Origin of the sequence: Nitrosomonas sp. GH22, from assembly GCF_009833115.1 — a bacterium.
GTDB classification, from domain to species: Bacteria; Pseudomonadota; Gammaproteobacteria; order Burkholderiales; family Nitrosomonadaceae; genus Nitrosomonas; species Nitrosomonas eutropha.
The window spans coordinates 89,661-116,266 of record NZ_QRCA01000017.1 but is presented as its reverse complement, the minus strand read 5'-3'; the positions used below and the strand labels follow the sequence as shown (position 1 = coordinate 116,266).

At 49.7% G+C, this 26,606-nt stretch carries 26 protein-coding genes; 18 read left to right on the top strand and 8 right to left on the bottom strand.

What is annotated here, in order from left to right; all coding sequences use genetic code 11:
- Window positions 1–231 precede the first annotated feature (231 nt).
- The gene (locus ABF86_RS13090) at window positions 232–735 is read left to right on the top strand and encodes an IS3 family transposase (RefSeq protein ID WP_049753125.1); all 504 of its coding nucleotides are present in this window, start codon (window positions 232–234) and stop codon (window positions 733–735) included.
- Here the strand turns inward: ABF86_RS13090 and speA are convergent.
- The 6 genes from speA to ABF86_RS07225 form a co-directional block, all read right to left on the bottom strand.
- Entirely contained in the window at window positions 727–2,685 is a 1,959-nt protein-coding gene (gene speA, locus ABF86_RS07250) for a biosynthetic arginine decarboxylase (protein WP_074456223.1), read from the bottom strand. The two genes, ABF86_RS13090 and speA, sit on opposite strands and share 9 nt — an antisense overlap.
- Before the next feature lie 11 nt (window positions 2,686–2,696).
- Complete coding sequence (gene speB, locus ABF86_RS07245) at window positions 2,697–3,641, bottom strand: agmatinase (protein ID WP_011635206.1); 945 nt, start codon at window positions 3,639–3,641, stop codon at window positions 2,697–2,699.
- Window positions 3,642–4,372: 731 nt separating this feature from the next.
- The gene (locus ABF86_RS07240; RefSeq protein WP_011635204.1) at window positions 4,373–5,212 is read right to left on the bottom strand and encodes a cation diffusion facilitator family transporter; all 840 of its coding nucleotides are present in this window, start codon (window positions 5,210–5,212) and stop codon (window positions 4,373–4,375) included.
- A gap of 35 nt (window positions 5,213–5,247) precedes the next feature.
- Window positions 5,248–6,819: a phosphoglucomutase gene (locus ABF86_RS07235; RefSeq protein ID WP_011635203.1), complete on the bottom strand. Its 1,572-nt coding sequence runs from the start codon at window positions 6,817–6,819 to the stop codon at window positions 5,248–5,250.
- Between the two features lie 34 nt (window positions 6,820–6,853).
- On the bottom strand, window positions 6,854–7,330 hold the full coding sequence (locus ABF86_RS07230) for a hypothetical protein (RefSeq protein WP_256201563.1): 477 nt from the start codon (window positions 7,328–7,330) through the stop codon (window positions 6,854–6,856).
- 110 nt (window positions 7,331–7,440) lie between these two features.
- Window positions 7,441–8,562 carry an alkene reductase gene (locus ABF86_RS07225; RefSeq protein ID WP_011635201.1) on the bottom strand — a complete coding sequence of 374 codons (1,122 nt, stop codon included), beginning with the start codon at window positions 8,560–8,562 and terminating at the stop codon, window positions 7,441–7,443.
- Window positions 8,563–9,390: 828 nt separating this feature from the next.
- Between ABF86_RS07225 and ABF86_RS12560 the strand changes: the two genes are divergently transcribed.
- The 5 genes from ABF86_RS12560 to ABF86_RS07210 all read left to right on the top strand — a co-directional run bounded on the left by ABF86_RS12560 (window position 9,391) and on the right by ABF86_RS07210 (window position 12,921).
- Window positions 9,391–9,654 carry a hypothetical protein gene (locus tag ABF86_RS12560; RefSeq protein ID WP_204987579.1) on the top strand — a complete coding sequence of 88 codons (264 nt, stop codon included), beginning with the start codon at window positions 9,391–9,393 and terminating at the stop codon, window positions 9,652–9,654.
- A gap of 213 nt (window positions 9,655–9,867) precedes the next feature.
- Window positions 9,868–10,122, top strand: coding sequence for a hypothetical protein (locus tag ABF86_RS12555; protein WP_204987578.1), 255 nt, complete (start codon window positions 9,868–9,870; stop codon window positions 10,120–10,122).
- A gap of 10 nt (window positions 10,123–10,132) precedes the next feature.
- Window positions 10,133–11,845 (top strand): DEAD/DEAH box helicase, encoded by a 1,713-nt coding sequence (locus tag ABF86_RS07220; RefSeq protein ID WP_204987577.1) that lies wholly within the window; start codon window positions 10,133–10,135, stop codon window positions 11,843–11,845.
- 3 nt (window positions 11,846–11,848) lie between these two features.
- Complete coding sequence (locus ABF86_RS07215) at window positions 11,849–12,244, top strand: hypothetical protein (protein ID WP_177162457.1); 396 nt, start codon at window positions 11,849–11,851, stop codon at window positions 12,242–12,244.
- A 104-nt stretch (window positions 12,245–12,348) separates the two neighbouring features.
- The gene (locus ABF86_RS07210; RefSeq protein ID WP_074684969.1) at window positions 12,349–12,921 is read left to right on the top strand and encodes a TlpA disulfide reductase family protein; all 573 of its coding nucleotides are present in this window, start codon (window positions 12,349–12,351) and stop codon (window positions 12,919–12,921) included.
- A gap of 303 nt (window positions 12,922–13,224) precedes the next feature.
- Here ABF86_RS07210 and gloB read toward each other — a convergent pair whose 3' ends face one another.
- Window positions 13,225–13,992: a hydroxyacylglutathione hydrolase gene (gloB, locus tag ABF86_RS07205; protein WP_074684968.1), complete on the bottom strand. Its 768-nt coding sequence runs from the start codon at window positions 13,990–13,992 to the stop codon at window positions 13,225–13,227.
- Window positions 13,993–14,051: 59 nt separating this feature from the next.
- Here gloB and ABF86_RS07200 point away from each other — a divergent pair, with 59 nt between their 5' ends.
- Genes ABF86_RS07200 through dnaQ form a run of 3 tightly spaced genes read left to right on the top strand, consistent with a single transcriptional unit; the run spans window position 14,052 to window position 16,049 of the window.
- Entirely contained in the window at window positions 14,052–14,786 is a 735-nt protein-coding gene (locus tag ABF86_RS07200) for a methyltransferase domain-containing protein (protein WP_074684967.1), read from the top strand.
- A gap of 59 nt (window positions 14,787–14,845) precedes the next feature.
- Window positions 14,846–15,337 (top strand): ribonuclease HI, encoded by a 492-nt coding sequence (gene rnhA / locus ABF86_RS07195; protein ID WP_177162456.1) that lies wholly within the window; start codon window positions 14,846–14,848, stop codon window positions 15,335–15,337.
- Window positions 15,338–15,344: 7 nt separating this feature from the next.
- Window positions 15,345–16,049: a DNA polymerase III subunit epsilon gene (dnaQ, locus tag ABF86_RS07190; protein ID WP_074684975.1), complete on the top strand. Its 705-nt coding sequence runs from the start codon at window positions 15,345–15,347 to the stop codon at window positions 16,047–16,049.
- Window positions 16,050–16,060: 11 nt separating this feature from the next.
- On the opposite strand, the gene ABF86_RS07185 is transcribed toward dnaQ, so the two are convergent.
- Window positions 16,061–17,449: an aspartate aminotransferase family protein gene (locus tag ABF86_RS07185; protein WP_074684966.1), complete on the bottom strand. Its 1,389-nt coding sequence runs from the start codon at window positions 17,447–17,449 to the stop codon at window positions 16,061–16,063.
- 454 nt (window positions 17,450–17,903) lie between these two features.
- Here ABF86_RS07185 and ABF86_RS07180 point away from each other — a divergent pair, with 454 nt between their 5' ends.
- From ABF86_RS07180 to bamB, 9 genes are all read left to right on the top strand, one after another.
- Window positions 17,904–18,320: a nitrosocyanin gene (locus tag ABF86_RS07180; RefSeq protein ID WP_011635192.1), complete on the top strand. Its 417-nt coding sequence runs from the start codon at window positions 17,904–17,906 to the stop codon at window positions 18,318–18,320.
- Window positions 18,321–18,617: 297 nt separating this feature from the next.
- Window positions 18,618–19,043, top strand: a complete 426-nt coding sequence (gene ndk, locus ABF86_RS07175; RefSeq protein ID WP_011635191.1) for a nucleoside-diphosphate kinase — start codon at window positions 18,618–18,620, stop codon at window positions 19,041–19,043.
- A 37-nt stretch (window positions 19,044–19,080) separates the two neighbouring features.
- Complete coding sequence (gene rlmN, locus ABF86_RS07170) at window positions 19,081–20,220, top strand: 23S rRNA (adenine(2503)-C(2))-methyltransferase RlmN (RefSeq protein ID WP_074684964.1); 1,140 nt, start codon at window positions 19,081–19,083, stop codon at window positions 20,218–20,220.
- Window positions 20,189–21,067: a type IV pilus biogenesis/stability protein PilW gene (gene pilW / locus ABF86_RS07165; protein ID WP_256201562.1), complete on the top strand. Its 879-nt coding sequence runs from the start codon at window positions 20,189–20,191 to the stop codon at window positions 21,065–21,067. The genes rlmN and pilW overlap by 32 nt, the downstream gene beginning before the upstream one ends.
- The gene (locus ABF86_RS07160) at window positions 21,057–22,130 is read left to right on the top strand and encodes a helix-turn-helix domain-containing protein (protein WP_074684963.1); all 1,074 of its coding nucleotides are present in this window, start codon (window positions 21,057–21,059) and stop codon (window positions 22,128–22,130) included. Before pilW ends, ABF86_RS07160 begins: the two co-directional genes overlap by 11 nt.
- A 33-nt stretch (window positions 22,131–22,163) precedes the next feature.
- Complete coding sequence (gene ispG / locus ABF86_RS07155; protein WP_011635187.1) at window positions 22,164–23,408, top strand: flavodoxin-dependent (E)-4-hydroxy-3-methylbut-2-enyl-diphosphate synthase; 1,245 nt, start codon at window positions 22,164–22,166, stop codon at window positions 23,406–23,408.
- Window positions 23,401–24,666, top strand: a complete 1,266-nt coding sequence (gene hisS / locus ABF86_RS07150; RefSeq protein ID WP_074684962.1) for a histidine--tRNA ligase — start codon at window positions 23,401–23,403, stop codon at window positions 24,664–24,666. The genes ispG and hisS overlap by 8 nt, the downstream gene beginning before the upstream one ends.
- Before the next feature lie 22 nt (window positions 24,667–24,688).
- Window positions 24,689–25,327: a tetratricopeptide repeat protein gene (locus ABF86_RS07145; RefSeq protein WP_074684961.1), complete on the top strand. Its 639-nt coding sequence runs from the start codon at window positions 24,689–24,691 to the stop codon at window positions 25,325–25,327.
- Window positions 25,328–25,329: 2 nt separating this feature from the next.
- Window positions 25,330–26,559: an outer membrane protein assembly factor BamB gene (bamB, locus tag ABF86_RS07140; RefSeq protein WP_074456213.1), complete on the top strand. Its 1,230-nt coding sequence runs from the start codon at window positions 25,330–25,332 to the stop codon at window positions 26,557–26,559.
- The last annotated feature ends 47 nt before the right edge of the window (window positions 26,560–26,606 follow it).

Here is a 26,606-nt window from a genome sequence, read left to right as displayed (position 1 = left end):
GGTGTTTTCATTCACGCCAATTTCTCTGGCGGTTTGGGCTACAGGTTTATCCGATTCAATGGCCAACTTTACCGATGACTCCCTAAATTCAGCTGTATAGACTTTGGGTTTTTCTTGGATCATTTAAATACATTCCTTCTTTCAGTTATTTTAAGGAATGTGTCCGGTTTAGTGTAGCCACATCAACCTTCTTCGCCCGGGAACTGAAATGACCTATCAGTTGGTTCAGCAGTGGCAGGAGAAGGCCATACCCGTAACGCAGGCCTGTCGGGTCTTGGGCGTAGCCGTGCAGGGTATTATCAACGCCAGCACCGCACGGCACCGGCCAGGGATGTGCAGGCGAGTGCTCAGGTGAAGGCAGCATTTATGGCCAGTGGCAAGAGCGACAGTAGTCGCCGTGTACGCAAGGCGCTGGCGCAGCGTGGCGTTCCCGTGGGGCGATTTCGTGTGCGCCGGCTCATGCGCGAGAATGGATTGTGTCCCATATGGAAACGTAAATTTATTAACACAACCGATAGCAAACACGACTATCCCGTGGCACCGAATTTACTTGACCGGCAGTTTAACGTGGCACAACCGAATCAGGCCTGGGTGTCGGACATCACGTATATCCGCACTCGCCAGGGCTGGCTTTACCTGGCCGCCGTCATGGACCTGTACTCACGCAAAATCATCGGTTGGGCCATCATGGCGCCCACTATGCCTGCCGAGCTCGTCGTCGCTGCGCTACGATAACGGTTCATTGGAAGAAACATCACAGTAAGTGGTATCTCCCAAGCGCTGAGTATAATTATTAAGAATTCGTGTTCCTTCTGCAGGCTTGATACGTCCAGCATTTATCTGTCTGCGGATAAACTCCGACATACGGCGATCCAGGTCATTGGGAAAATACTGAACCTGGCTCAGCATTTCCTTCACACTAATTCCCTTCAGCAGTGCCTCGATCCAAAAACCGTTTGCTTCTTCTGCTTTTGCATAAACGTGAACTTCGCCTACACGTCCGAAAAGATTGTGAGCGTCTCCCAGTATCTCTTGATAAGCCCCGACGAGAAAAATACCCAGATAATAGGATTCATCTTGACGAAAATTATGCAAAGGCAACCAATCACTGGTGCCGGACGATGTTACATACTGACTTACCTTGCCATCCGAGTCGCAGGTTAAATCAACCAGTTGACCGCGTCGTTCAGGTTTATTCCACAACCGATGGAGAGGCATCACGGGGAATACCTGTCCGATGGCCCAGTGGTCGATAATCGAATGAAATACGGAAAAATCTCCCAGATACATGTCCGTAAGCTGCTTCTCCAACTCAATCTGCTCAGCTGTGACCGGAATCGACCCAATCGCCGTTAGCTTGCGCAGCACTTCGCGGCAAATACTCCAGTACAAACTATCCGATTGCGCCATGTGTTCAACAGACAGATAACCCAACCGCGCCATCTGTTCGGTCTCCTGACGGATTTCTTGTGCATCGTGATAGCATTCCAGCAGCGTACTCATTTTCTCCGCAGATTGCGCATCGCTATATACCGACGTCATTCGTAACACCACGGCAGGTAGTTCAGCCGGAGATTCGGCCATGTACGGACTGTCCGGCTTGTGTACACCCAAAACAGGAACCACCAGCACGGAGTGATGCGCAGTGAGTGCGCGACCACTTTCTGACAAAAGGTGCGGCATGGGTACTTGCCGCTGATCACAAATTTCCTTAACCGTATAAACTACTACATTGGCATACTCGCGCAGTCCGTAATTAATGGATGATTCCGGGTTGTCGTAATCACCACCGTAATTCACTCCGAGTCCGCCACCGACATCCAGATACTTGATCTGCATCCCCCGCAACATCAAATCAGCGTAAACCTGCATGATTTCTCTGATGGCACTTCGTAGTACCTGAATATCAGCAATTTGACTTCCCAGATGAAAATGCAGCAGTTCCAGTTGCCCGGCCATCTCCCGATTTTCCAATGTCCGTATCAGTTGTACCAGCTCTGAAATAGTCAGTCCAAACTTGGAATTTGCACCGCCGGACTCAAACCAGCGTCCCGATCCTTTGGTGTTCAGCTTTAATCGCACACCCAGCCGCGGTTTCATCTGGCGTGCTTCTGCCAAATTCATCAACTGCTCAAACTCCGAGTATTTTTCAATGATGGGCATCACTTGCTGTCCGATTTGCTGCGCATTCAGCATCAGGGTCAACATCGTGCGGTCTTTTACGCCATTGCAAAGCAGCAGTGTTTCATCGGCAACCAGCGGCAGCATGGCTAATAACTCGGCTTTGGAGCCACATTCCAGTCCAATGTTAAATTCTTGACCAGCTTCCAGTACCTCTGCCACCACTTCTTGCAGCTGATTCACTTTAATAGGATAAATACTGCGATATGTCCCTTCGTAACCACTTTCATGAATCGCCTTCCGAAACGTTTGATTCAGGCGTCGCACGCGCGAACTTATCACATCCTGAAAACGAATCAGCATTGGTAGAGAAGCACCTTCGGAGCGAGCTGATTGAATTACATCTATGATATCTATGTGCAGATCCTGACCTTCTATAGGACGAACAGAAACATGCCCCATCTTGTTCACCGAATAAAAGCCATCTCCCCATTTACTCATGGCATAAAGTGCCTGCGAATCCTCACAGGACCAATCGTGTTTTGCTACTGCTTCATTGGTCATCGATTACTCTTTCAATTTCTTTGTCTGTGACTTTCAGCGTAAAGACATAACAATTCAACTGCAATCTGTGCAGCCGCTAGCGCAGTAATTTCAGCATGATCATACGCGGGCGCCACTTCGACGACATCCATGCCTATCAGATTGATGCCTTTTAGTTCACGAATAATACTCAGTGCCTGGAAGGATGACAGTCCACCCGGTACAGGTGTGCCAGTGCCGGGTGCAAAAGCTGGGTCCAAGCAATCGATATCAAAGGTGATATACACCGGTTTTTCACCAACTCGCTCGTGTATCTGGCTGGCTATGTCGCGACCGGTCGTTTGATGCACATCTGCTGCGGAAACGATATGAAAACCCAGTGTGTCATCATTAGTGGTGCGAATGCCAATTTGTGTGGATGATGCTGGATTTACAATTCCCTCATGTGTTGCCTGATAAAACATAGTGCCGTGATTAATACCATTACCGGAGGAAGGCCAAGTATCAGTATGGGCATCAAAATGAATCAGGCTGATAGGACCATGCACAGCGGCGTGTGCCCGCAGGCTTGGGTAAGCGACAAAATGATCTCCACCGAGCACCAAGGCTGCTGCTCCTGCCCCGATAATATTGGCGATATGTGCCTCGATATGCGCTACGCTCAACAAATCGTCAGTAACGGGTTCGCAATCACCACAATCAATTACACGCAATGCAGTCATCGGGTCTATATTCCAAGGCCATGGACGCTCCCATGCCAGCGATAACGATGCATTTCGAATGGCGCGAGGCCCCAGTCGCGCGCCGGATCGATTGGTGGTGGCGATATCCAACGGCACTCCGGTTACGACCACATCAACTCCTGTGATATCTGCCTGGTAAGGCACGCGAAAAAAACTGGCTGCACCCCCGAAACTCAGAGTATGCGACATCCCCTGTCCGGGTTTGCCACGAAACCCGTTATCCCAAGTATTCATAAATCTCCTTGCTATAGCGTGTTCGCGGTAATTCCATCTTTGTTTTCGATTTCATGTTTTCATTTGATGAAACTTCGGACTCCCAGCTAACCGGTTTCACCGCACCGGATTCAAATTGCGCGAGCTGGTGCTCGGCGATTTGAATCCACACCTCATCAACATGTTCCGCAATGAATTCCGGATCTTGATTGATTGTAGCAGCTCAAGGCCCGGCAAGAGAAAGAAGTCGATACTTTGAGAACGAAAATATTCGTTCTCAAAGATCATGTCGACGGCCACACCCTGCACTCAATTCCACCAAGAGAACCTGCGCCAACCAGCTCAACACGCAGCGGTTGAAAATCAGCTCCACTATGAATGGCACCGACCGAAAGAAACCACTCTGTATTGGTTGGTGCAAGAGCACATCGAAACTTTCTTTATACAGGTTGAGACGGAAATCGGGTTCAGGGTGCCTGACTTTGTTAAAGACGAATTTGGGGCATTTCGTGGCATGCTGACCCATGGGTTCTTATGTCTACGTTGTATAAGCTGCGCCCATGAGAAACGGGTGGCCGTTTTTCTGCAAACGGCGTGGATTTCGCCCCTCGTGCGACGGGCGGCGCATGGCGCAGACGGCTGCTCACCTGGTTGATCACATCATTTTCCGGGTGCCGGTGCACCATGAACAGCGGATAACGAGCTTTATCTATACAATCTCCGGGACTGAACAACTATGTTTAACTAACTCCTTAACACTGCCTGTACACCCGTACGTCACCAATATAATCAAGCACCTCGGCCTGCTCTTGTAATCGTTGGCTTAATTGCCCAGCATTTGCATTGACAGCATTGGCTGTACAGACCAGATCCACATGCACTTTGCCGTTTAGATAGTGCAATGTCACCTCGTCTAACTTGAATGAATCAAAATCTGCAGCCCATGCCTTACGCAAGTCCCTCAGCACCTCACGTCGTAACGGCAAGTCCGCACACAATACTGCGACCGAATCATCTTCAGGATCAATATGAACCAGGACATTAGTAATATTTTCATGTGAGCCAATCAATTTCAAACGCACATACTCCGCAATCCTGTGGCCTTCAGAAACACTTAAACGCTCGCTCACAACAATATGTACGTCAATCAAATAAGCACCGCCCATACGTCGGCTGCGTAGCATATGTACACCTCGCACACAGTCAATCGTCTCGATGATACGTTTTAACGCCGCGGCAGCTTTTGGCTCCATGCCCGTATCAATTAACTCTCGAATAGACGCCCAGGTTTGATCCCAGCCAATTTTACCGATCATTAACGCCACGCCAAGGGCAGCAAAGGCATCCAGGTAAGGCAAGCCAAGTAAGCTGCCAGTCACACCGATCAACACGACAATCGAGGAGATTGCATCGGAGCGGTGATGCCAGGCATTGGCCGTTAGCAAACTTGAATTAAACTTGCGCGCAGCGCGTATGGTGTAGTGAAAGAGGCCCTCGTTGGCAACAATCGAAAGCGCGGCAATCAAAAGTACAATGGGGGTGGGCTGCAGTAAGGTTTCTGGATTGAGCAAACGCTGCGCTGAATCAAGCACGATACCAACCTACAGAAGCAATCTACAGAAATATCCTATAAATTAAGCAACGTCTGTCCTTCATCAATCAACTGTTGCAAATGCTGTTCACTGATAAAACTTTCTGCATAGATTTTATACAGGGCTTCTGTGCCGCTGGGTCGGGCGGCGAACCAGCCGTTTTCGGTGCAGACTTTAATCCCACCAATTGACGCACCATTGCCGGGTGCATTGAGCAACACCAACTCTATCGGCTCACCGGCCAATTCTGTGGCAGTAATATGCGCAACGGTCAGAGTTTTAAATACCGCCTTTTGCTCGGCTGTGGCCGGTGCATCAATGCGGCGGTAATACGGACGGCCATATTGCTCTGTTAGTTTGGCGTAATACTGCGATGGGGTTAAGCCAGTGACTGCGCTAATTTCCGCAGCCAGTAAGCACAGCGCAATGCCATCTTTATCGGTGGTCCAGGTTTGCCCGTCAAAGGTTAATAAACTCGCACCGGCACTCTCCTCACCGGCAAAGGCCAACCAACTTTGATGCAAGCCTTTAACAAACCACTTAAAACCCACCGGCACTTCATACAGCTCACGATCATGCGCTGCCACAATGCGATCCATTAAAGATGAGGTGACCAAGGTTTTGCCAATCTTCAATGACTTAGACCACAGCGGTCGATAGGTTAATAAGTAATCAACACATACGCATAAAAAATGATTGGGATTCATTAAGCCAGCGGCATCCACAATGCCATGCCGATCGGCATCTGGGTCATTGGCCAAGGACAGATCAAACTGTTGACGAATCTTCAGTAAATTAGCCATGGCAGCGGGACTGGAACAATCCATGCGGATACGGCCATCGTGATCAGGCGGCATAAAAGCAAAATCTGCTGCTTGGCTGGTATTCACCACAGTAATATTGAACGCTGGATCAAGTGCCAACGCCTGCCAAACCGGCAAGCCTGTGCCACCCATGGGATCCACACCCAATTTGAGGCCCGACTGGCGAATCGCTGGCAAATCAACCACCTGCCCCAGCTCTGCCACATAATGCGCAACATAGTTGTATTCTTGCACTTGACTCAGGGCATCCTGCAAATCCATTCGCTTTACCTCAGCACACTGCTTCTGCAAGTACTGATTGGCTCGCGCTTCAATCCAATCGGTGACATCACTGTCCGCGGGTCCGCCATCAGGGGTGTTGTATTTAATCCCGCCATCTTCAGGCGGGTTATGCGATGGAGTAATAATTAAGCCATCCGCCAAGTCTGTGGGGTGCTGCGCGTTATGCGCCAAAATCGCCCGACTGACCAAAGGCGTTGCTGTTACGCCACGCTCTGTAGCGACAAATACAGCAATCTGATTGGCGACTAACACCTGCAGCACCACATCCCAGGCTGGACGCGATAAGGCATGGGTATCTAGACCGAGAAACAACGGCCCACTGATATCTGCTTGCTGGCAATAATCCACCACAGCTTGCGCAATGGCGAGAATATGCAATTCATTAAAACTGCCAGCAAGCGATGAGCCGCGATGCCCTGACGTGCCAAAGCTAACCCTTTGCGCGGGATTAGATGTATCAGGTTGAATTGAATAAAATGCATTAAGCCATGTGGTAATCAATATGTGCCCCTTTGGAAGTCATTAAAATTAAAGGTCATGTTGTGCGCTCGCTATAGGTCGACTCTTTAGAGCGACATGTCAGGCTGCTTGATCTCGCGGGCATGGCCTGTTCATACAAAGCCCCCTTCTGTACGTAGAGCGCCTGAACGTGGTGCCGCGCTTGTACATCTGTTCCAATCAGCAGGATTTCACGAGGCGCTTGCTTCAGGAAGGTACGGATTGCAAGCATCGTGACAGCGGCCGTTCTCCGTCCAGTCACCTCCGGGCCGTCAAGCAGGCAGATGGGTTTGCCGGTTTCCGTATCGCACACAGTTACTGTGCCGTGGATGGTGGGCAGTTGCCGCTCCTTGTTTGCGGGTTGTACAGTCACGAGTTTGTGAATCCCGATATCATGCGCGGTGGCCGGCATGCTCAGCATTGCGCCACCAATCCCAAAGGGCACGACCATGCGCTCCGGGCTCTGAATCTGGCCGGCATCGTACTCAAGGGCAGCGGTGGCAATGGCATCCACCAGTTTGATCGCTCTGTTTCTTCCCTATCCGCCTGTTTGCGCGCTTTTGCTACGAAATTATGTGCTTGTGTTACAGGTTTGATCTTCTACAGTTTAACTCTCTTGATAATCTACGCGTCCAGAAAAGGATAATCCGTATAACCATGTTCATTGCCGCCATAGAAAGTACTGGTGTCGGGTGTGGTTAAGGGTGAATTTTTCCGTAGTCGTTCAACCAGATCAGGGTTGCTGATGAAAAGGCGGCCAAAAGAGATCAGATCTGCCTGGCCGGTTTCAATCGCCTGACGGGCAAGTGCAGGATCGTAGTTGTTATTGAGCATCCAGGCGGCTTTGCCACCGGCATCGCGGTAAACTTGCTTTAGGGTGGCATAGTCGAATGGTGTATTGCCCTGTTGATGATCGCGGGCGCCGCCAGTCGCTCCTTCAATAATGTGGATATAAGACAGTGCATACCTGGCAAGGCCGCGTACCACATATTCAAATAGTGGTTGCGGTTCAGGATCAAATACATCACAAACGGGAGTGACGGGTGATAGCCGGATCCCAGCAGGGCACGTTGCACCCACTTCTTCCATGACCCCTTCAACCACTGCAAGTAGGAAGCGTGCACGGTTTTCAATGCTGCCGCCATAATTGTCGCTGCGCTGGTTGGAACTCAAACGCAGGAATTGATCAATCAGATAGCCGTTGGCGGCATGAATCTCTACACCATCAAAGCCAACTTCAATGGCTGCCCGCGCAGCACGACGGTAATCATCAATAATGCCGGGCAGTTCGCTGGCTGCCAGTGCGCGCGGTAGCGAAGTGGGTACGAAACTACCCTGCCCATTGGCATCAATTAAGTAGGTTGTGCTCTGTGCCCGAATGGCGGAAGGTGCTACTGGCGGCTGGTTATCCGGCTGAAGGCTATTGTGTGAAATTCTGCCAACGTGCCACAGCTGTACAATAATTTTGCCACCCCTGGTGTGTACGATATCGGTTATGGTGCGCCAGCCATCCAGTGCTTGCTGCGTATAAAGCCCAGGAACGTTGGCGTAACCTTGCCCTTGCGCAGAGATTGCCGTTGCTTCGGTGATGATCAGACCGGCACTGGCGCGCTGTGCGTAGTAGGTGGCAGTGATGGGCTGCGGGACAGCACCGGGTGAACGGTTGCGTGTCAGCGGCGCCATGACAATACGGTTAGCCAGTTGCAGACCGGAAAGATCAAACGGATCAAAAAGTGTGGTAGTCATGGTTTTTCTCGGAAATGGAGGAATTAAAACATCAGCAGGCGGTTGAAGAAGGCTATCGATATATTTCTTAGTATTCTACGTCTGGAGACGGGTGTACGTTATGAATACTGGTTACTTATTGATTTTACCGGAATATTTGTTGCGCGCGTTATTACTGCAAGTGTTGTACCCATTTATGCGCTCGAAAGTCAAAAAATAGCAGCAAAGTCCTAAAAAATGAGGAAATAGCTGACATTGTATGATTTTCAGGTCATGAGGCGCAAAATTGGTAAGCTGTAAAGATCTGGCTGGGAAAATAAATTAAATGCAAAAATATGCATTTTTTTTAGCAGCCAAGTAAGTGTTTGCTGATTGAAACCTCAGTAAATTGTCTATGCTGCAGGTGAGGTGTCCGATGGGGAGATGGCCTACTTTGTAATCAGAAGGGGTTTGGGCGGAGAATGTAGTGCCCGTTTTGTCTATGCTGTAGAAGCGGAGAGAAGAAACGAAGCTATTAACTGGTGCGGGGTTTTATTGCTTCTTTAGCTCATAGTCGGAGTCGAACGTTTGCCGACCTTACGTTTTTGTGATTCGGCAGATGCTATACCGACTCCGTAATGTACTGTTTAAGTGCCTGTTATGGTAATTATTCTTATTTCAATTATCAAAAATAAAATAAGCAAACATAACAAACAAGCAAATACACCATCTGGGCTTACTGCGCGTGATTTATCTGGTTTTTTGGGGGGGCGCCATGGGACACGAAACAAGCGGGGTGCTTGCGAGAAATCGGAAGATGGGATTTGCAGAAACATATGAGGGCCGTAGAAAGGAGCTATTCAACAGAACATGACAACCCAATCAAAATCTGCAACTGTTGCATTGTCTTTGTCACTTACTCCCGCCGGTCGCCTGTCGTGCCTGCCTGATCCGGAAGCGCCATCATTACCTGTTGCAATAGCCGAAGAAGTTGTCGCGGCTTTTGCAGTTGATGCGGGACATGGCTTGTTACAGCTGGGAAGCGCGTATGTTGCCATGGCGCTGCCGCCAGTGTGGGCGTACTGGCGCGATTTTGCGGTACGTTACTTGACCGCAACTGTGTGTTGCGCCTGATGCAGGAACAACCCCACCACCCGATACGCTGACACTTGAGACGCTGATTCTCGATGTGCCGCCTATGCCTGGTGCTGAATATCTCTCGCCTGAAATATTGCTGCGCTGTGGGGCGGAATTGGTACGGCGCTGGAAAGCGAACGTTTTGTCAGCGGATTATCGCTAGCGGAATTTCTGAAAGTACGGCATCCAGCCTGGAATCTGGTTGGGTGCGTGCATTTTAATCTCGCCGAAAACCGCAAGGATCCGGATATGCCGTTTGCTTTCCTGGCAACGTATACCACGCGGCTCTCAACTTACGGCAAGGCGCAACATTTGCCGCTTTCGCGGGCGCTTGTCGAATTTTCCGGCAGTCGCAAGAAGGCACAGCTGCTCGCGTTGCTGATGCCGATACAGCGCGCGGCGGAGCAGTGCGAATGGATCGCTGCAATGATCGAATCCGGTGAGATTTATCATCCCTTGCGCTAGCAGCTGGAGGATGCCATATGCCTTCTTGACGATCTGCCACGCATCGAGGCTGCCGGCATTGTGGTGCGTTGTGGTGCGCATGCCCGCTCAGTGGCAGGCTGGGCGCCCGGCTCGTCCCAGGGCGCGCGCCGCTCTGGGTGCCGGTGCGACACTCGACGAAGAAGCACCGGATCCGGATTGGGCGGAACTTGCGGCAGGGCCGTGGTTGGCCAAAACATTGCGTGGTCTGCGGGCACCTGGTACGCTGGCTACCGTGGATCCCGGCCCTGCGCTCAATGCGATACTGCGCCCCTATCAGCAGGAGGGCGTGCGCTGGCTGTCGTTTCTCACCCGTCTCGGGTTGGGTGCCTGCCTGGCCGATGACATGGGGCTGGGTAAGACTATCCAGGTGCTGGCGCTGTTACTTTTATTTAAGCGAGACGGGACAGATGGCACACTCACTGCGCGTCCTAGTCTGCTCGTTGCACCGGCTTCCCTGCTGGCCAATTGGATGCAGGAAGCGGCGCGTTTTGCACCCGATCTGCGTTGTGTGCTGGCTCATCCTTCGGGAATGACGCGCGAGGCATTGCAGGCACTGGATGCGCAACAATTGACTGGTGTCGATTTGGTGGTGACGGCTTATGGCACGCTGCCGCGACTACCAAAATTGAGGGAGGTGAGCTGGCGACTGGTCGTGATTGATGAGGCACTGGCGATCAAGAATCCGGCAGCCAAACAGGCACGTGAGGTGAAAAAACTCAAGGCTGATGCGCGTATTGCGTTGACCGGCACGCCGGTAGAAAATCGGCTTTCCGATCTCTGGTCGATTTTCGATTTTACGCATCCCGGTTTGCCAGGCTCGGAGCGCGTTTTTTCCAGGTTCACCAAGCGGCTATCGAAAACAGGGCATTTCGGGCCGTTACGCACACTGATTGCACCCTACATCCTGCGGCGCCTCAAGACGGACAGGCACATCATTTCTGATCTGCCGGACAAAACCGAATTGTCTGCCTGGTGTTCCCTGAGCACAGTGCAGGCGATCCATTACCAGGAGGCGGTAAAGGCGCCGGCTCGTGCGCTGGGATCATCGGTTGGAGGTATTGAGCGCAGGGGATTGGTGTTGTCTTTTTTAATGCGTTTCAAGCAGATTTGCAACCATCCTTCGCAATGGCTGAACGATGGCGACTGGAAACCTGAAGAGAGCGGCAAATTTGCACGCTTACACGAAATTGCCGAGATAGTGGCGGCCCGGCAGGAGAAGTTGCTTGTGTTCACGCAGTTTCAGGAGACCACCGCACCACTGGCCGCCTTTCTTGGCAGCGTGTTCGGGCGAGAAGGGCTGGTGCTGCATGGCGGAACACCGGTAGTCCGGCGACGCGAACTGGTTAGGCGTTTTCAGGAGGATGAAAGCGTTCCATTTTTTGTGCTGTCCATCAAGGCGGGCGGATCAGGCCTTAATCTCACGGCCGCTTCACATGTCGTCCATTTTGATCGCTGGTGGAATCCGGCCGTGGAAAATCAGGCAACTGATCGTGCCTATCGTATCGGTCAGCACAAAAATGTACTGGTGCATAAATTTATTTGTCATGGCACTATTGAGGAGCGCATCGACGAGCTGATCCACGCCAAGCAACAACTGGTACAGGATGTGGTTGAAGGAAACGGAGAAATCAATCTCACTGAGATGAGCGATGAAGCATTGCTCGATCTGGTGAAGCTGGACATTCATGTGGCAGGGGGATGATTTATGAGTGACGGGGACTGGAAACCCTATGTGCCAGTGGCCAAACGGCGTGAACAGGCTAGCCAGGTGGATGCCAATGACTTGCTGACTGCCCAGGTTGCAGTTATCCCTGCTAAGGTGAAGGAGTCCGCGAAGGCAAAGGTGCTTGATGATGCTGCATTGGCGGATGTATTTGGTATCGAGATGGCTGCGTTGGGTGTTTCGACCGATGCTCCGGTTGAGCAGGCGCCCGGGAAGCGACAAGTAGCGACTGTGACGAAAACAGCAAAGGCAACAAAAGCAGCGGTGGTAACAACCGTTTCGGAACCCGAAAAGAATGTAGCTGCAAAGACAGCTCGAGCAGTTGTCACGAAGAAGAAGGTTGTCACTTCCAGGGTTGCCGCACAGCGAGACAAATGATCAGTGTGTGACGGGCATGGACCCGGTTTCCTTGGGAATAGCTGCGCGTGCTATCATCAACCAGCAAAAAAATTTTTTTTCAGTAACGTATCTCAATTTAAACCATGAAAAAAAATACAACTGTTGAGAAAATCAAGGCGCCAGAGTTGATTACTTCAGGCTGGTTGAATGCATCCGAACCGATTACGCTGGCTTCCCTGCGTGGCAAGGTGGTATTGATGCATGCCTTTCAGATGTTATGCCCTGGTTGCGTGCAGCAGGGGATTCCGCAGGCGCAGCAGGTATTTAATGAATTTGATCCGGAACGGGTGGCGGTGATTGGCCTGCATACGGTTTTTGAGCATCATGAAGTTATGGGGCGCGATGCGCTGGAGGTTTTTGCCTATGAATACCGGCTGCGTTTTCCGATCGGAATCGACAAACCGAACGAGCAGCATTCCATTCCGCATACAATGATGACTTACCACATGCAGGGCACGCCAACCACGATTTTGGTGGATAAAACCGGTCACTTGCGTTTGCACAAATTTGGCCACGTTAGCGATTTTCTGCTGGGAGTTTCAATCGGGACATTGCTGGCCGAAGAAGTCTCCGACAAGGAACTGGCAGCGGCTTCAGCAGCAGATCAATCCGGCGATACACAGCCAAGGTGCGATGATGAGGGCTGCCGGGTTTGATACAAGTGGAGTGATTATCGGGTCACCATAGCCTCTCTGCGGGCTTTGCGATGACGCAGCGAGTAAGGTTTTACACGGTGGTGGAATGGTGTGTGGATGAGGTAATTACAGATGTCGTCTTTGCGAACGCCAACGGCGTGAAGCAATCCAGTGATCATGGTAGCGAAGGCGCTGGATTGCCATGTCGGTCTGGCCTCATCACAAAGGCGGAAATATTTTGGCTTAAATTACCTTTGTAAAAGGTGGTATGAAGCAGTTCGCCACCACGTAATCATTGCCTTCGTGACCGCGATGACGGGGTGTCTACTGAAAGTTATTTTTCCAGTCACGGATTGCAGCAAAAACACTGACTGGGTCATTAAGATGCTGGCCAACATGCTGGCTGGCGCTGTGGATAATAGCTGGCTGATCACAGCGCAAAAACGGATTGGTGGCTTTTTCGACAGCCAGACTGGAGGGGAGTGTGGGTATATTCTGCTTCAGTTTTTCTTCCACAGTGCTTTCCAGTTTGATTAAATCTGGGTTGTCTGGGTCGAGTACCCTGGCAAACCGGACATTGGCCAGCGTGTATTCATGCGCGCAATAAACCAGGGTTTCATCCGGCAGACTGGCCAGTTTCTGTAAAGAAGCAAACATTTGTTGCGCGTTACCTTCAAAGATTCGCCCACAGCCGCATGCAAACAGTGTATCTCCACAAAACAGGTAATTCTGGCCATAGTAAGCAATGTGACCAGCAGTATGTCCGGGAATATCCAGCACGCTGAATTCCAGCGACAGTTCCGGAAAGCTGAGTGTATCTCCTCCCGTTAATGGATGGGTCATTCCCGGTATTTTTTCGTTGGCAGGGCCGTAGACAGGTATCGCAAATTCCTGCACCAGTGAGGGAATGCCACCCGTGTGATCATGATGGTGATGCGTGCAGAGTATGGCAATTGGTTGCAAGTTCTGTTGGCTTATCCAGGCGAGAACTGGTGTTGCATCACCAGGGTCTATGATGAGTGCAAACTGTTGATTGTGAACGATCCAGATATAATTGTCTTTAAAGGCGCGGACGGGGAAAACATCGATCATTTTTTTTCCTTACAGTAAATGACAAGCGAATCATCATCATAACTAATCATTCTGACAATATGTTTGATTCTGCATTGCAGCAAAATATGCAACAGTGGTTGGAAACTGCATTAGGACAGTACGTGCTGGAGCAGGAGCAGCGTTATTTCGATCGTGTTGTGGCGGATATTTTCGGTTATAACGCGGCCCAGATTGGCTTTGCCGGATTTGATTTTTTGCGGAACAACCGGATGCCTTTCAAGTTTGTGCTCGGTGTGGAAAAAGGAGCTTCAGCCAGTGCGTACCCTGCTTTTCTACCGATTAGGAGCAATAGTCTGGATCTGGTGCTATTGCCGCACACATTGGAATTTAATTCATATCCTCTCCAGATTTTTCATGAAGTACAGCGGGTGTTGATTGATGAGGGCAGGGTCATCATCAGCGGATTCAATCCTTTCAGCCTCTGGGGGATACGCTGGCGGATGACAAAATCTGGGATGGATTTTCCGTGGCGCGGTCGTTTTATTGATTTGTCGCGTGTGAAGGACTGGTTGGAATTGCTTGATTTTGAAATCGTTGCCGGGCAGTTTGGCTGTTATGTTCCGCCGTTTACCGGGGAAAAATGGCTTTCCCGGTTGCGTTTTATGGAGGCAGCCGGAGATCGCTGGTGGCCTGTTGCCGGGGGGGTATATTTTTTGCAGGCGGTCAAGCATGAATGTGGTATGCACATCATCAGGCCTCGCTGGGAAAATCCATCTGTAAGCAAAAGGAGAGCGGCAGTCGTTCCACAAATAGGGCTCGGGGGAGAGAGATAATTTCTGGAATTGCGGGCCGGTGCGAAAAGAGTGGATGGGTTGATAACAGGAATAAGTGTATGCAACTGAAAAGTGATATGAAACGAGTGGAAATTTTTACGGATGGTGCCTGCAAGGGTAATCCGGGCCCGGGAGGATGGGGGGTTTGTTTACATTTCAATGGCGAAACACGGGAATTTTTCGGGGGAGAGCCCGTAACCACAAACAATCGTATGGAGTTACTGGCTGCCATCCGTGCCTTGCAGGAGCTGGAATCCCTGGAAAATAACAGGCAGCAACACTTGCAGGTACAGCTGCATACCGATTCGCAGTATGTGCAGAAAGGGATCAGTGAATGGATACACGGCTGGAAGAAGCGTGGGTGGCGGACAGCAGATAAAAAACCAGTCAAGAATGAAGCGTTGTGGAGAGAGCTGGATGATTTATCTCAGCGTCATCAGGTTGAATGGTTCTGGGTGCGGGGACATAACGGACATGCAGGTAATGAGCGGGCTGATAGGCTCGCAAATCAGGGAGTGGAATCGGTGTTATCTAAAAAGCGGATTGATTGAACAGATTATGCGCTACGTCTTTCTTGATACTGAAACGACCGGCCTGGATCCGGCGCTGGGGCACCGTATTGTCGAAATAGCAGCGGTAGAAGTATGTAACCGACGTTCGACCGGCCGTCATTTCCATCGTTATCTCAATCCTGGGCGGGAGAGTGATGAGGGCGCGCTGCGGGTGCATGGACTGAGCCGGGAATTCTTGCGGGATAAACCTGCTTTCCAGGAGATTTGTAGCGAGTTTTTAGAATTCATAGAAGATGCCGAAATTCTTATTCATAATGCGCCATTTGACGTAGGTTTCATCAATCGTGAACTTGGTTTGATCCGGTTGGAACCCATGCATAATTATTGTCTGCAGATTGTTGATACGTTGATGTTGGCAAAGGAGCTGCATCCAGGTAAACGAAACAATCTGGATGCGTTATGTGAGCGTTATCAGATTGATAACGCTCACAGAATACTGCATGGTGCTTTGCTGGATGCTGAATTGCTGGCCGAAGTTTATCTGGCAATGACGCGCGGCCAGGAAAGTTTGCTGATGGAGCCGGAAGTTCCAGAAGCAGGGAAGTCTTGCGATTCAAGGCTACGTGCAACAGAAAATCTTACATTGATCGTTCAGCCCATCAGCCAAACAGAACTTGAGTTGCATGAGCGACTGTTGGAGCGTATTAATACGGAAAGCAAGGGAAATTGTTTATGGAACAGTCAAGATTAATTTGGAATTCCTTAGGTATGTAGTTTTGTACGAAGCACCTGGGTTGCCAGTACTTTACCAAAATCCCAGACTGCAGCGGGGCCCCGATGCGCGCTGGCCACGACATCACTGACTGCTGAAACAATCCATTGCACATCTGATTCCGTCAGGATGAGTGGCGGGATGAACTTGACGATATTCATATCGCGACCAGCCACCTGGGACAAAATCCGGTGCTGTCTAAATAATGGGACGGTTATCAGCTGCGAAAACAATCCTTTGTTGGCAGCTTCAAGCATTTTCCATGACAGTTTCAGCGAAAGGCTTTTTGTCGGCTCGGTAAATTCCAGTGCAATCATCATTCCTTTGCCGCGTACTTCCTTGAAGCATTCATATTGCTCCGTCAGAGGGGTTAGTGCTTCCATGATGGCAGTGCCAGTGCGAGCGGAATGTTCGATCAGATTTTCTGATTCCAGCACTTCCAGTGTGGCCAGGCCGGCAGCCATTGCTAGATTGTTTTTGCCAAATGTACTGCCATGGACGACAGCACGGTCCATGCGATTGAAAACACGATCAAAGATCCATTCCCTGCAGACCAATGCACCTACCGGAACGAATCCTCCGGACAGTGTCTTGGAGATGCATATAATATCGGGCTCGACCGACCAGTGTTCAACTGCCCACCATTTACCGGTTCGACCCAGCCCGGTTTGTATTTCATCGACGATGAATACGGCACCATATTTACGGGCGAGCTTTGCTGCCTGCGGCAGATAGTCATCATCCGGTATCCACACGCCGTGTCCTTGAATCGGTTCGGTAATAAAGGCGGCAACATCTCCTTGGGCAAGTGCTTGCTCCAGCGCTTCAAGATCGTTGAACGGGATTTCAATGAAATCAGGTACCAGTGGGCCAAAACCTTTTTTGTAATGATCATCTCCTGTGGCGGAGAGCGAACCGAGACTCAGTCCGTGGTAGCAACCATGGCAGAAAATGACTTTAGATTTTCCGGTGGCATAACGGCTGAATTTAATCGCTGCTTCGACTGTTTCAGTGCCTGAGTTGGCAAAAAAAACACGATTTAATCCATCCGGAGTCAACTTGACCAGTTTTTCTGCTAACAATCCAGCCAGTAACGATACGTCGAGCTGGACGAGATTGGGTAAATCAGCTTCCATTGTGCTTTTAAGCACTTCGACGATCTCCGCGTGGTTGCGTCCCAATGCGAAAACACCAAAGCCACTCAACAAATCCAGGTAGCGGTTGTCCTGATCATCAAACAGGTAAGCGCCCTGGGCTCTGACATAATGACGGTCAAAATCGATTGTTTTAAGTACCTTGACCATCTGGCTGTTGAGGTACTTGTTATGCAGGGAGAAATTTTCTCTGCCGCGATTCTGGATAAGATCCTGGATTTTCATGAATGGGGACTCCGGAGCGAGACGGATGCTGGTAAGCGGGTGTAAGAGTATAAAAAATCAGCGCCATTCTACATTAATCTAAGCAAAGTTATGCGCCTGCAGACAGGACGGCAGTTTTGGAGTGCTGTGTCATGCTGCATTTTGCATGTTTGCGGAAACGGAGAAGATCTGTGTGATTCGATAATTGGATCGGCATTGTGACATTGACATTTTTGGTTGTTCTATCTACACTTCTGGACCGGGACTCGGTGGTTAAAAAGATAGTGAGTTCCCGAGTTGGCTGGGCGAGTTATTGATAATAAGCAACTTTCTTGACAGACAGACGACGTGCATATTTCCTTTTACAAGGATATGTTCATTAACTGATCATCGCAGGGAACTGTATATTAATGTCGCTGGGCCGGTGAATGTATTTCGCTGAATAAAATATAAATTCAAGTAGAGGAAGGTAAAGATGAAGATAACAAAGACAATGCTTGCTGGTTTTGCCTTGGGATCGTTGCTGGTAGCAGGTGCTGCTCAGGCGGATGATCATAGCGAGTTTAAAGTGGTTATCAATGCTTATGACACCACTATTCCTGAACTGAACGTGGAAGGTGTGACAGTGAAAAATATCCGTGCATTCAATGTATTGAATGAGCCGGAAGCACTGGTTGTTGAAAAGGGAGATAAGGTCAGCATCGTTGTTGAGAACAAGTCACCTATCAGTGAAGGATTCTCAATTGATGCCTACGGTATCAAGGAAGTACTTAAAGCTGGCGAAACCAAGACCATCAGCTTTACCGCTGATAAAAAAGGTGCTTTCAATGTTTATTGCCAGCTTCATCCACAAAACATTCACTTGCCAGGTTCCCTTAACGTTGTAGATTAAGTTCTGGAATCACGGTAGATGAGAAAACAGGCTGGATTAATCCGGCCTGTTTTTTGTAAGTGTGTACAAACATCTGTCTGAAATTGATTCGGTGTTCTACCGTATCGTAGATATATATTTTTACTGTGTTTTGAAAATCTGATACCGGGTGTCATCAGAGCTTCTTTTTTTGCAAGCACCCAACTGCACCTTTTGTGCGCTTCTCTTTCTAGTTCCCTAAGTTACTGTTTGGTAAACCACATAAAGGTTTTTTGTTAGAATACCAGTTTGTGACGAACTATTTCTATGAGGTATTCGATGGTAGTTGAAAGGACTTTATCCATAATTAAGCCCGATGCAGTGGCAAAAAATGTTATTGGGCAGATCTATGCAAGATTTGAAGCGGCTGGCTTGAAGGTTGTTGCTGCTCGCATGGCGCATTTATCAAGAGTTGAAGCGGAAAATTTTTACGCGATCCATAGGGAAAGACCTTTCTTTAAAGATCTGGTTGAATTCATGATTTCCGGGCCGGTGATGATCCAGGTGCTGGAGGGGGAAAATGCAATTGCTAAAAATCGCGAGTTGATGGGTGCTACAGATCCGAAAAAAGCAGAAAAAGGTACGATTCGCGCTGATTTTGCAGAAAATATTGATGCCAATGCTGTGCATGGTTCAGATGCGCCGGAAACTGCCGCTGTGGAAATAGCCTGTTTCTTCCCATCTTTAGAAGTGTATTCACGCTGAAAACCTGTGGATTTGCCGATCTAAAAGGCCGGATACAATGATTAACCTGCTTGATTTCAATAAAACAGGGCTTATCCATTTTTGCGAAGAAATGGGTGAGAAGCCTTATCGTGCGAGGCAATTGTTGCGATGGGTACACCGGTTCGGCAAGACGGAATTCATAGAGATGAGTGACCTGGCAAAAACGTTTCGTCAAAAATTGATGGAGCGTGCTGTTGTTCATCCACCTGAAATTATTAGCGACCATACTGCGGGAGATGGTACTCGTAAATGGTTGTTATCGACAGGTACGGGGAACGCAGTGGAGATGGTTTTCATTCCCGAGCCTAATCGGGGCACACTTTGTGTTTCCAGTCAGGTTGGCTGTGCACTGGCATGCAGTTTTTGTTCTACCGGCCGGCAGGGTTTTAATCGTAACTTGAGCGTGGCAGAAATTATTGGCCAATTATGGTGGGCTAACCGACTACTCGAAGGCCAGATTGGCGAGTTATCTTCTCCGGATGTCGCGCAGATTCGGGCAGATAATACAGATACAAGACGACCAGTTACGAATGTTGTCATGATGGGAATGGGGGAGCCGCTGGCCAATTTCGAAAACGTGGTGACCGCACTTGATCTGATGCTGAGTGATGACGCCTATGGTTTATCACGTCGTCGGGTAACGGTGAGTACATCCGGACTGGTTCCTGCGTTGGATCGCTTGCGTGAGCGTTGTCCGGTGGCGCTCGCAGTTTCGTTACATGCACCGAATGATGCTTTGCGCGACCAGTTAGTACCAATCAATAAAAAGTATCCAATCAGGGATTTGCTGGCAGCCTGTGAGCGCTACCTACCGGCCGCGCCAAGAGATTTTATTACGTTCGAATATGTTATGCTGAGGGATGTGAATGACAGCATAGCGCTGGCGCGCGAGCTGGTGCAGGTAGTCAGAAATATCCCGTGTAAACTCAACCTGATTCCATTCAATACGTTTGCAGGTTCTGGTTATGAGCGATCAAATACTGATGCTATTGATAATTTCCGGGATGTATTGATGCAAGCAGGAATCGTCACGATTGTGCGTAAAACGCGCGGGGATGATATTGCAGCTGCTTGTGGCCAACTGGCAGGACAAGTAAAGGATAAGACGCGCAGAACGGGTACATGTGGATCTGGCCGAGCCGTGGTTACCGGGTGAAAAGGTTTATAAATCCAGTGTTGGTGGTGAACAATTGCGAGCAATTGCGAGCAATATGGGCAAGCTGATTAAAGCGGGTGTTGTCGGGTTTCTGGTCTGGCTGGCGGGTTGTGAGCATGTGCCGGTTCAGGAAAAACCAACTCCTGAGGAATTGAAGCAGCGTGCATTGCAGAGTGCAAAAATTCATACCGAACTGGCGGGGCAGTATTATCACCGTGGTCAGTACCGGATAGCGATAGAAGAAGCCGGCATAGCACTGCAAAAAAAATCCGATTATGCGCCAGCTTACAATATGCTTGGACTGGTTTATATGGATCTGCAAGAGGACAGCCAGGCAGAGTGGAACTTTGAGCGTGGACTTGGAATTACGCCGAATGATCCGGATATACGCAACAATTTTGGCTGGTTTTTATGCCAGAGAAAGCCCGATAGAATGGAACAAGCGATTGATCATTTTATGGCAGCTGTGCGTGATCCCTTATATGAAACTCCCGAGAGAACTTACACCAATGCAGGGTTATGTGTTCTGAAGCAAAATAATTTTGAGCAGGCACAAGCTTTCTTTCAGCAAGCGCTGGTGATCCGTCCCGACTATGCTCTGGCCCAGCTTGGGATGGTGGAGCTGGATTTCAGCCGGGGGGAGGTGAAGAAAGCCTGGTCATCGATTATCCGGTATCTGCAAACGTATTCTCCTACATCAGGTAGTTTATGGTTGGCTGCTCGTATCGCGCGAGCGAACGGGGATATCAATGCAGAAACCAATTATGCTTTTCAATTACAGAAGCGTTTTCCTGATTCCAGTGAAGCCAGGGAATTGCGTGCAGGCAGATTGAATCATGAAAGATAATGAAATAGATAAACAAGATACGCCAGGTATGGATCAGAATTCGGTAGCTGATAATAATATTGGTGCGGCTCAGGAGAATTCTGGTCAAGCTGGATCGTTTCAACCTGAACGCACGGAAATAATCTCGTCATTTCAAACCATTCAGGCGGATCCCCCAACTGATACAGAAAAGACAGGCGGTGCAGCAACGCCCAATTTTGGACAAAGATTGCGTGATGAGAGAATCAGGCGCGGTATGAATATTGGTGAAGTGGCGCACCGGTTACGTTTGTCTGAACAACAGATAGAAGCAATCGAAGCGCAAGATTTTTCCAGGCTTCCTGCTGCTGTATTTCTGCGTGGTTATGTGCGTAATTATGCCAACTTGTTGCAGCTCGATGATACGACTCTGCTTGTGGAGGCTGTGCCTCAATCTCGGCCAGCAGACAGTGTTTTTACCAGCAAGAATCCATCGCAGCGTTTCAAAGCAATAGAACCTGTTTACCAGTCCGATCGTGGTGGCCGGAGCGGATGGCTGTTGTATGTTGCGGTAATACTGGCGGCATTTGCGGCTTATGGGTTTTATCATGAAGAAATACCGGAGAAGATGGCACCCTATATGCTGAATGAGGGAGATCAAGTTATCCAGTCCGGTTCCAGCAGCGAGAATGATCAGGTGGCGATAGATTTGGCACTACCCTTGTCTCCAACTGCTTCGGTATCTTCTCCTATGGCACCGCCTGCATCGGCGAGTGTCAATCTGCCACCAGCGGCAGTCTTGCCTGCTTTGCCCGCCCCATCAGCCCCGGCTGCGGATACAGCCAAGGCTCCAGATAATGGTAAAAAATCATTACACTTTGTCTTTTCCAAGGATTCCTGGGTAAAAATCAAGGATAGTAATGGGCAGGTCATTCTCGAAAAAATTAATTCGCGAGGAACTGAGCAGACGATAGAAGGAGAGCCGCCCTTGTATCTCGTGATCGGCAATGCAGCCGGGGTCAGTCTTACCTATAACGGACGCAAGGTTGATCTTGCACCCTATACCCGCGGCAATGATGATGTCGCACGCTTTTCACTTGAATAACCTGTATAAATTTCTGAGATCCGAGTGTTAACCATGTCTTCTAATAACGTACCTGCCCCGCGCCGAAAGTGTGTGGGTGTCAAAGTGGGTTCGGTGATGATTGGTGGTGGTGCACCGATTGTTGTGCAATCAATGACCAATACCGATACTGCTGATGAGCTGGCGACTGTCCAGCAGGTTGAACAGCTTGCGCGTGCCGGTTCCGAACTTGTCAGAATTACCGTCAATTCCATGGAGGCAGCGCGAACAGTTCCCGCAATCCGCGCGCGGCTGGATGATATGGATTGCCATGTTCCGCTGGTGGGTGATTTCCATTTCAATGGACACAAGTTGCTGACTGCTTATCCGGAATGCGCAAAGGCGCTGGCCAAATACCGTATTAACCCGGGAAACGTGGGTCATGGGAAAAAGCGAGACGAACAGTTCTCCATACTGATTGAAATGGCCTGCAAATATGACAAACCAGTTCGTATCGGGGTGAATTGGGGTAGTCTCGATCCGGAGATGCTGGCGCGGATCATGGATGAAAATGCGCGTTCTCCAGACCCGTTAGGTGCTTCACAGGTCATGCACAAGGCACTTATCACCTCTGCGTTGGAAAGTGCGGCCAGGGCAGAAGAACTGGGCTTGGGTCGGGATCACATCGTGCTGTCATGCAAGGTTAGCGGTGTGCAAGATCTGATTGCGGTTTATGGGGAGTTGGCTGCGCAGTGCGATTATGCACTGCATCTGGGGTTGACTGAAGCCGGCATGGGGTCAAAGGGTATTGTTGCTTCGACAGCAGCACTGGCGGTGCTTTTGTTCAAGGGAATTGGCGATACGATTCGTATCTCCCTGACGCCAGAGCCGGGCGGAGATCGCGCGCGTGAAGTTATCGTCGCTCAGGAAATCCTGCAGACAATGGGGTTGCGCGCGTTTGTTCCGCTGGTGGCATCCTGTCCGGGATGCGGGCGCACAACCAGTACCTATTTCCAAGAACTTGCCGAAAGTATTCAGATCTATGTGCGCGAGCAAATGATCATCTGGCGCGAACAATATGAAGGTGTCGAGAATATGTCGCTGGCAGTTATGGGATGTGTGGTCAACGGACCAGGTGAAAGCAAGCATGCCAATATTGGTATCAGTTTGCCCGGATCAGGTGAAACTCCGGTGGCACCGGTTTTCGTGGATGGTCAAAAGACCGTTACCTTGAAAGGCGACAACATCGCTGGCGAATTCCGTGTAATCGTTGATGAATACGTGCGCACCAAATACCGGAAAAAAGTAGCTAATGCCTGAAGCAATCAGGGCAGTACGCGGGATGAACGACATCCTGCCTGATGAAAGTGATTTGTGGGGGTTTTTCGAAGATACGATCCGCACGTGGCTGGCTGCCTACGGTTATCGTAATTTACGAACCCCTATTGTTGAGCAGACTGATTTGTTCGTCCGTTCAATTGGGGAAGTCACTGATATCGTCGAGAAAGAGATGTACTCGTTCATTGATCAACTCAATGGCGAAAATCTGACATTGCGTCCAGAAGGAACAGCTTCCTGTGTACGTGCAGTGATTGAGCATAATCTGCTGTATTCCGGACCCCAACGCCTGTACTACAGCGGCCCGATGTTTCGGCATGAACGCCCACAGAAGGGGCGTTATCGCCAGTTTCATCAGGTTGGTGTGGAAGCACTCGGATTTGTTGGCCCGGATATCGATGCAGAACTCATCATTATGTGCGCGCGGCTGTGGCGTTTGCTGGGTATTCCGGATGTGCGCCTTGAAATCAGCACGCTTGGCAGCATTGAATCACGTTTGATTTATCGTGCGCGCCTGATCAGCTATTTGGAAAAATTTTACGATGAGCTTGATGAAGATGCACGCCGGCGATTGAAAACCAACCCGTTGCGTATTCTTGACAGTAAAAATCCGGGCATGCGTGAAATATTGGAAGGTGCACCCCATCTGTTCGATGATCTGGATGAAGATTCACTTATTCATTTTGACGCACTGCAGCGGATTTTGCGTAACCAGGGGATCAGTTTTGAAATCAATCACCGTCTGGTCAGAGGGCTGGATTACTATAACCGCACGGTGTTCGAATGGGTGACTGACAAATTAGGGGCTCAGGGAACCATCTGTGCAGGTGGACGATATGACGGACTGATTGCGCAGATTGGTGGCAAACCAGCTCCGGCATGCGGTTTTGCGATGGGAATAGAACGGATACTGTCTCTGATCAGTGAAACTGATGTGGCTGCTGAAATACACACTGTTCCTGATGTTTATGTTGTTCATCAAGGAGATATTGCAGCTGGGTTTTCCTGGAAAGTCGCAGAATCCTTGCGGGATGCAGGCTTCAAGGTTGTGCTACATAGCGGCGGGGGAAGCTTCAAGGTTCAGATGAAAAAAGCTGATGCCAGTGGCGCACGGTTTGCCGCTATCATCGGGGACGATGAGGCTGCAACCGGGCAGGTCAGTATCAAGTCATTACGTGAGGCAGTGGAGCAAGTCAAAATTGATTTGATGAAAGTCGCCGTGTTTCTGGAAAATATTTAATGAAGATGGAAGGTAAGAAATAATGTCTGCATACAACTTTGAAGAACAGGAAAAAATAGATCGGCTGAAGGCCTGGTGGTCTGCTAATGGCGCAACGTTATTGCTTACTATAGTTGTTTTTGCAGCAGTAGTGGTGGGTACCCGGCTATGGAATCATTACAAGGGCGAGCAGGCTAGACAGGCGGCTGATTTATATACCGTTCTCCAGCAACAGGTCGAAAAGGGAAGTAAGTTTGAAAAGATAACAGATGCAGCGCAGCTGCTCATCCAAGGTTTTCCCGGGAGTGGCTATGCCTCGCGTGCAGCGCTGATTGCTGCCCATTCTGCAGTGCAGGCAGGTAATAACCAGTCTGCCAGAGATATGCTGCAATGGGTGCTTGATCATACCGAAGAACCCGAAGTGAAAGATCTTGCCCGGATACGACTGGCAAATGTGCTAGTGGATGAGGGTAAATATGATCAGGCACTGTCACTGTTGAACGCACAGCATGGTGCTTCTTTTACCGGGCTCTATGCAGATTTGCGGGGAGATGCGCTGGCTGCTTCCGGGAAAATAGATGAAGCACGTGCAGCCTATCAGAAGGCACTGGACAGCCTGGATACGCAGGGTGCCTACCGAAATGTGGTACAGATGAAACTGGATGCATTGAGAGAACGTTAATAGTGGCTGGAAATATTCTGTTATTGATCCTTGATTATGTTTTTCATGCAGGCAGCCGGACACTGCGTGTCTGTATCCTTTCTTTACTGATCTTGCTAAGCGGTTGCGCAAATTTGAGCGAACTGGGAGGGGGACATTTAACTGATCTTTTCAGTAGTGAAGAAGATGAGGTTGAAATCGATGAAGCCGAGATTGCTGCGCTACAGACATTGGCCCCGATCAACCCGCTCTGGCAGGTCAAGCTGGCAGAAAGTAAAACTGCAGTTTTTTTGCCGGTCTACGATAACGGAGCCCTTTACGTTGCTGATGAAGATGGGCGTTTGGTCAAACTCGACCCGGTGACAGGTCGCGAGATCTGGCGTGTAGAGACTAAATCCCAGCTTTCTGGAGGAGTCGGTGCTGGCGGAGGAATGATTCTGCTCGGAACCTACAAGGGTGAAGTGCTGGCATTTGATGAGGCGGGTAACGCCTTGTGGCAATCCCGGGTTCCTGGTGAAGTCTTGAGCCCGCCAAAGACAGACAGTGGCATTGTAGTCGTGCGTACCGGTGACAGTAAATTATTTGGTCTGAATGCAACGGATGGAAAACGTATCTGGAGCTATCAAAGTGTCACACCGCCGCTGACAGTCAGAAGTTTTGTCGGAGTATCAATTACCCGGGGTGCTGTCTTTGCCGGATTTCCCGGCGGGAAATTAATTGCGCTGGATTTGCTTACCGGTAATGTAGGCTGGGAAGAAACTGTTTCACAACCGCATGGTGTTACCGAGCTGGAACGTATGACTGATATCAGCAGTCTGCCGATTGTCGATGAAAACCAGGTGTGCGCAGTGGCTTATCGCGGACGTGCTGCCTGCTTCGAAATTTCCAGTGGTAATCAGATTTGGGCGAGAGATGCGTCAAGCAGCATGGGGATGGTGATTGATAACCATCACGTATACATCAGCGAAGAACATGGAATCGTCGCTGCTTACGACAAAAGTAGTGGTACGGCCGTCTGGAAGCGTGGAAAGCTGGGCAGCCGGAAGCTCTCTGGCTTGATGATCGTCAGAGGTAACCGGCTGGTGGTCGGGGATGATCAAGGGTTTGTTACTCTGATCAACCGTCAGGATGGCTCCCTGCTTGCCCGTTCACCCACGGATGGAGGCATAATTTTGTCGCGTGCTGAATATCTACCGGATGGCTTTGTAGTACAAACACTCAAAGGCGGTGTTTTCGCTTTTTCCTTGCAATAACCGGATTTTTCTATGCTTTCCGGGTAAAGCATTTTTCATATCTCCTT

Coding starts and splice junctions, on each gene's coding strand:
- speA (WP_074456223.1), bottom strand. CDS start 2,685: ATGACCAATGAAGCAGTAGCAAAACACGATTGGTCCTGTGAGGATTCG.
- ispG (WP_011635187.1), top strand. CDS start 22,164: ATGTCTTCTAATAACGTACCTGCCCCGCGCCGAAAGTGTGTGGGTGTC.
- ndk (WP_011635191.1), top strand. CDS start 18,618: ATGGTAGTTGAAAGGACTTTATCCATAATTAAGCCCGATGCAGTGGCA.
- ABF86_RS07210 (WP_074684969.1), top strand. CDS start 12,349: ATGAAAAAAAATACAACTGTTGAGAAAATCAAGGCGCCAGAGTTGATT.
- ABF86_RS07180 (WP_011635192.1), top strand. CDS start 17,904: ATGAAGATAACAAAGACAATGCTTGCTGGTTTTGCCTTGGGATCGTTG.
- hisS (WP_074684962.1), top strand. CDS start 23,401: ATGCCTGAAGCAATCAGGGCAGTACGCGGGATGAACGACATCCTGCCT.
- ABF86_RS07225 (WP_011635201.1), bottom strand. CDS start 8,562: ATGACTACCACACTTTTTGATCCGTTTGATCTTTCCGGTCTGCAACTG.
- ABF86_RS07200 (WP_074684967.1), top strand. CDS start 14,052: ATGTTTGATTCTGCATTGCAGCAAAATATGCAACAGTGGTTGGAAACT.
- ABF86_RS07145 (WP_074684961.1), top strand. CDS start 24,689: ATGTCTGCATACAACTTTGAAGAACAGGAAAAAATAGATCGGCTGAAG.
- speB (WP_011635206.1), bottom strand. CDS start 3,641: ATGAATACTTGGGATAACGGGTTTCGTGGCAAACCCGGACAGGGGATG.
- gloB (WP_074684968.1), bottom strand. CDS start 13,992: ATGATCGATGTTTTCCCCGTCCGCGCCTTTAAAGACAATTATATCTGG.
- ABF86_RS07220 (WP_204987577.1), top strand. CDS start 10,133: ATGCCATATGCCTTCTTGACGATCTGCCACGCATCGAGGCTGCCGGCA.
- rlmN (WP_074684964.1), top strand. CDS start 19,081: ATGATTAACCTGCTTGATTTCAATAAAACAGGGCTTATCCATTTTTGC.
- rnhA (WP_177162456.1), top strand. CDS start 14,846: ATGCAACTGAAAAGTGATATGAAACGAGTGGAAATTTTTACGGATGGT.
- ABF86_RS07160 (WP_074684963.1), top strand. CDS start 21,057: ATGAAAGATAATGAAATAGATAAACAAGATACGCCAGGTATGGATCAG.
- dnaQ (WP_074684975.1), top strand. CDS start 15,345: ATGCGCTACGTCTTTCTTGATACTGAAACGACCGGCCTGGATCCGGCG.
- ABF86_RS07185 (WP_074684966.1), bottom strand. CDS start 17,449: ATGAAAATCCAGGATCTTATCCAGAATCGCGGCAGAGAAAATTTCTCC.
- ABF86_RS07215 (WP_177162457.1), top strand. CDS start 11,849: ATGAGTGACGGGGACTGGAAACCCTATGTGCCAGTGGCCAAACGGCGT.
- ABF86_RS12560 (WP_204987579.1), top strand. CDS start 9,391: ATGACAACCCAATCAAAATCTGCAACTGTTGCATTGTCTTTGTCACTT.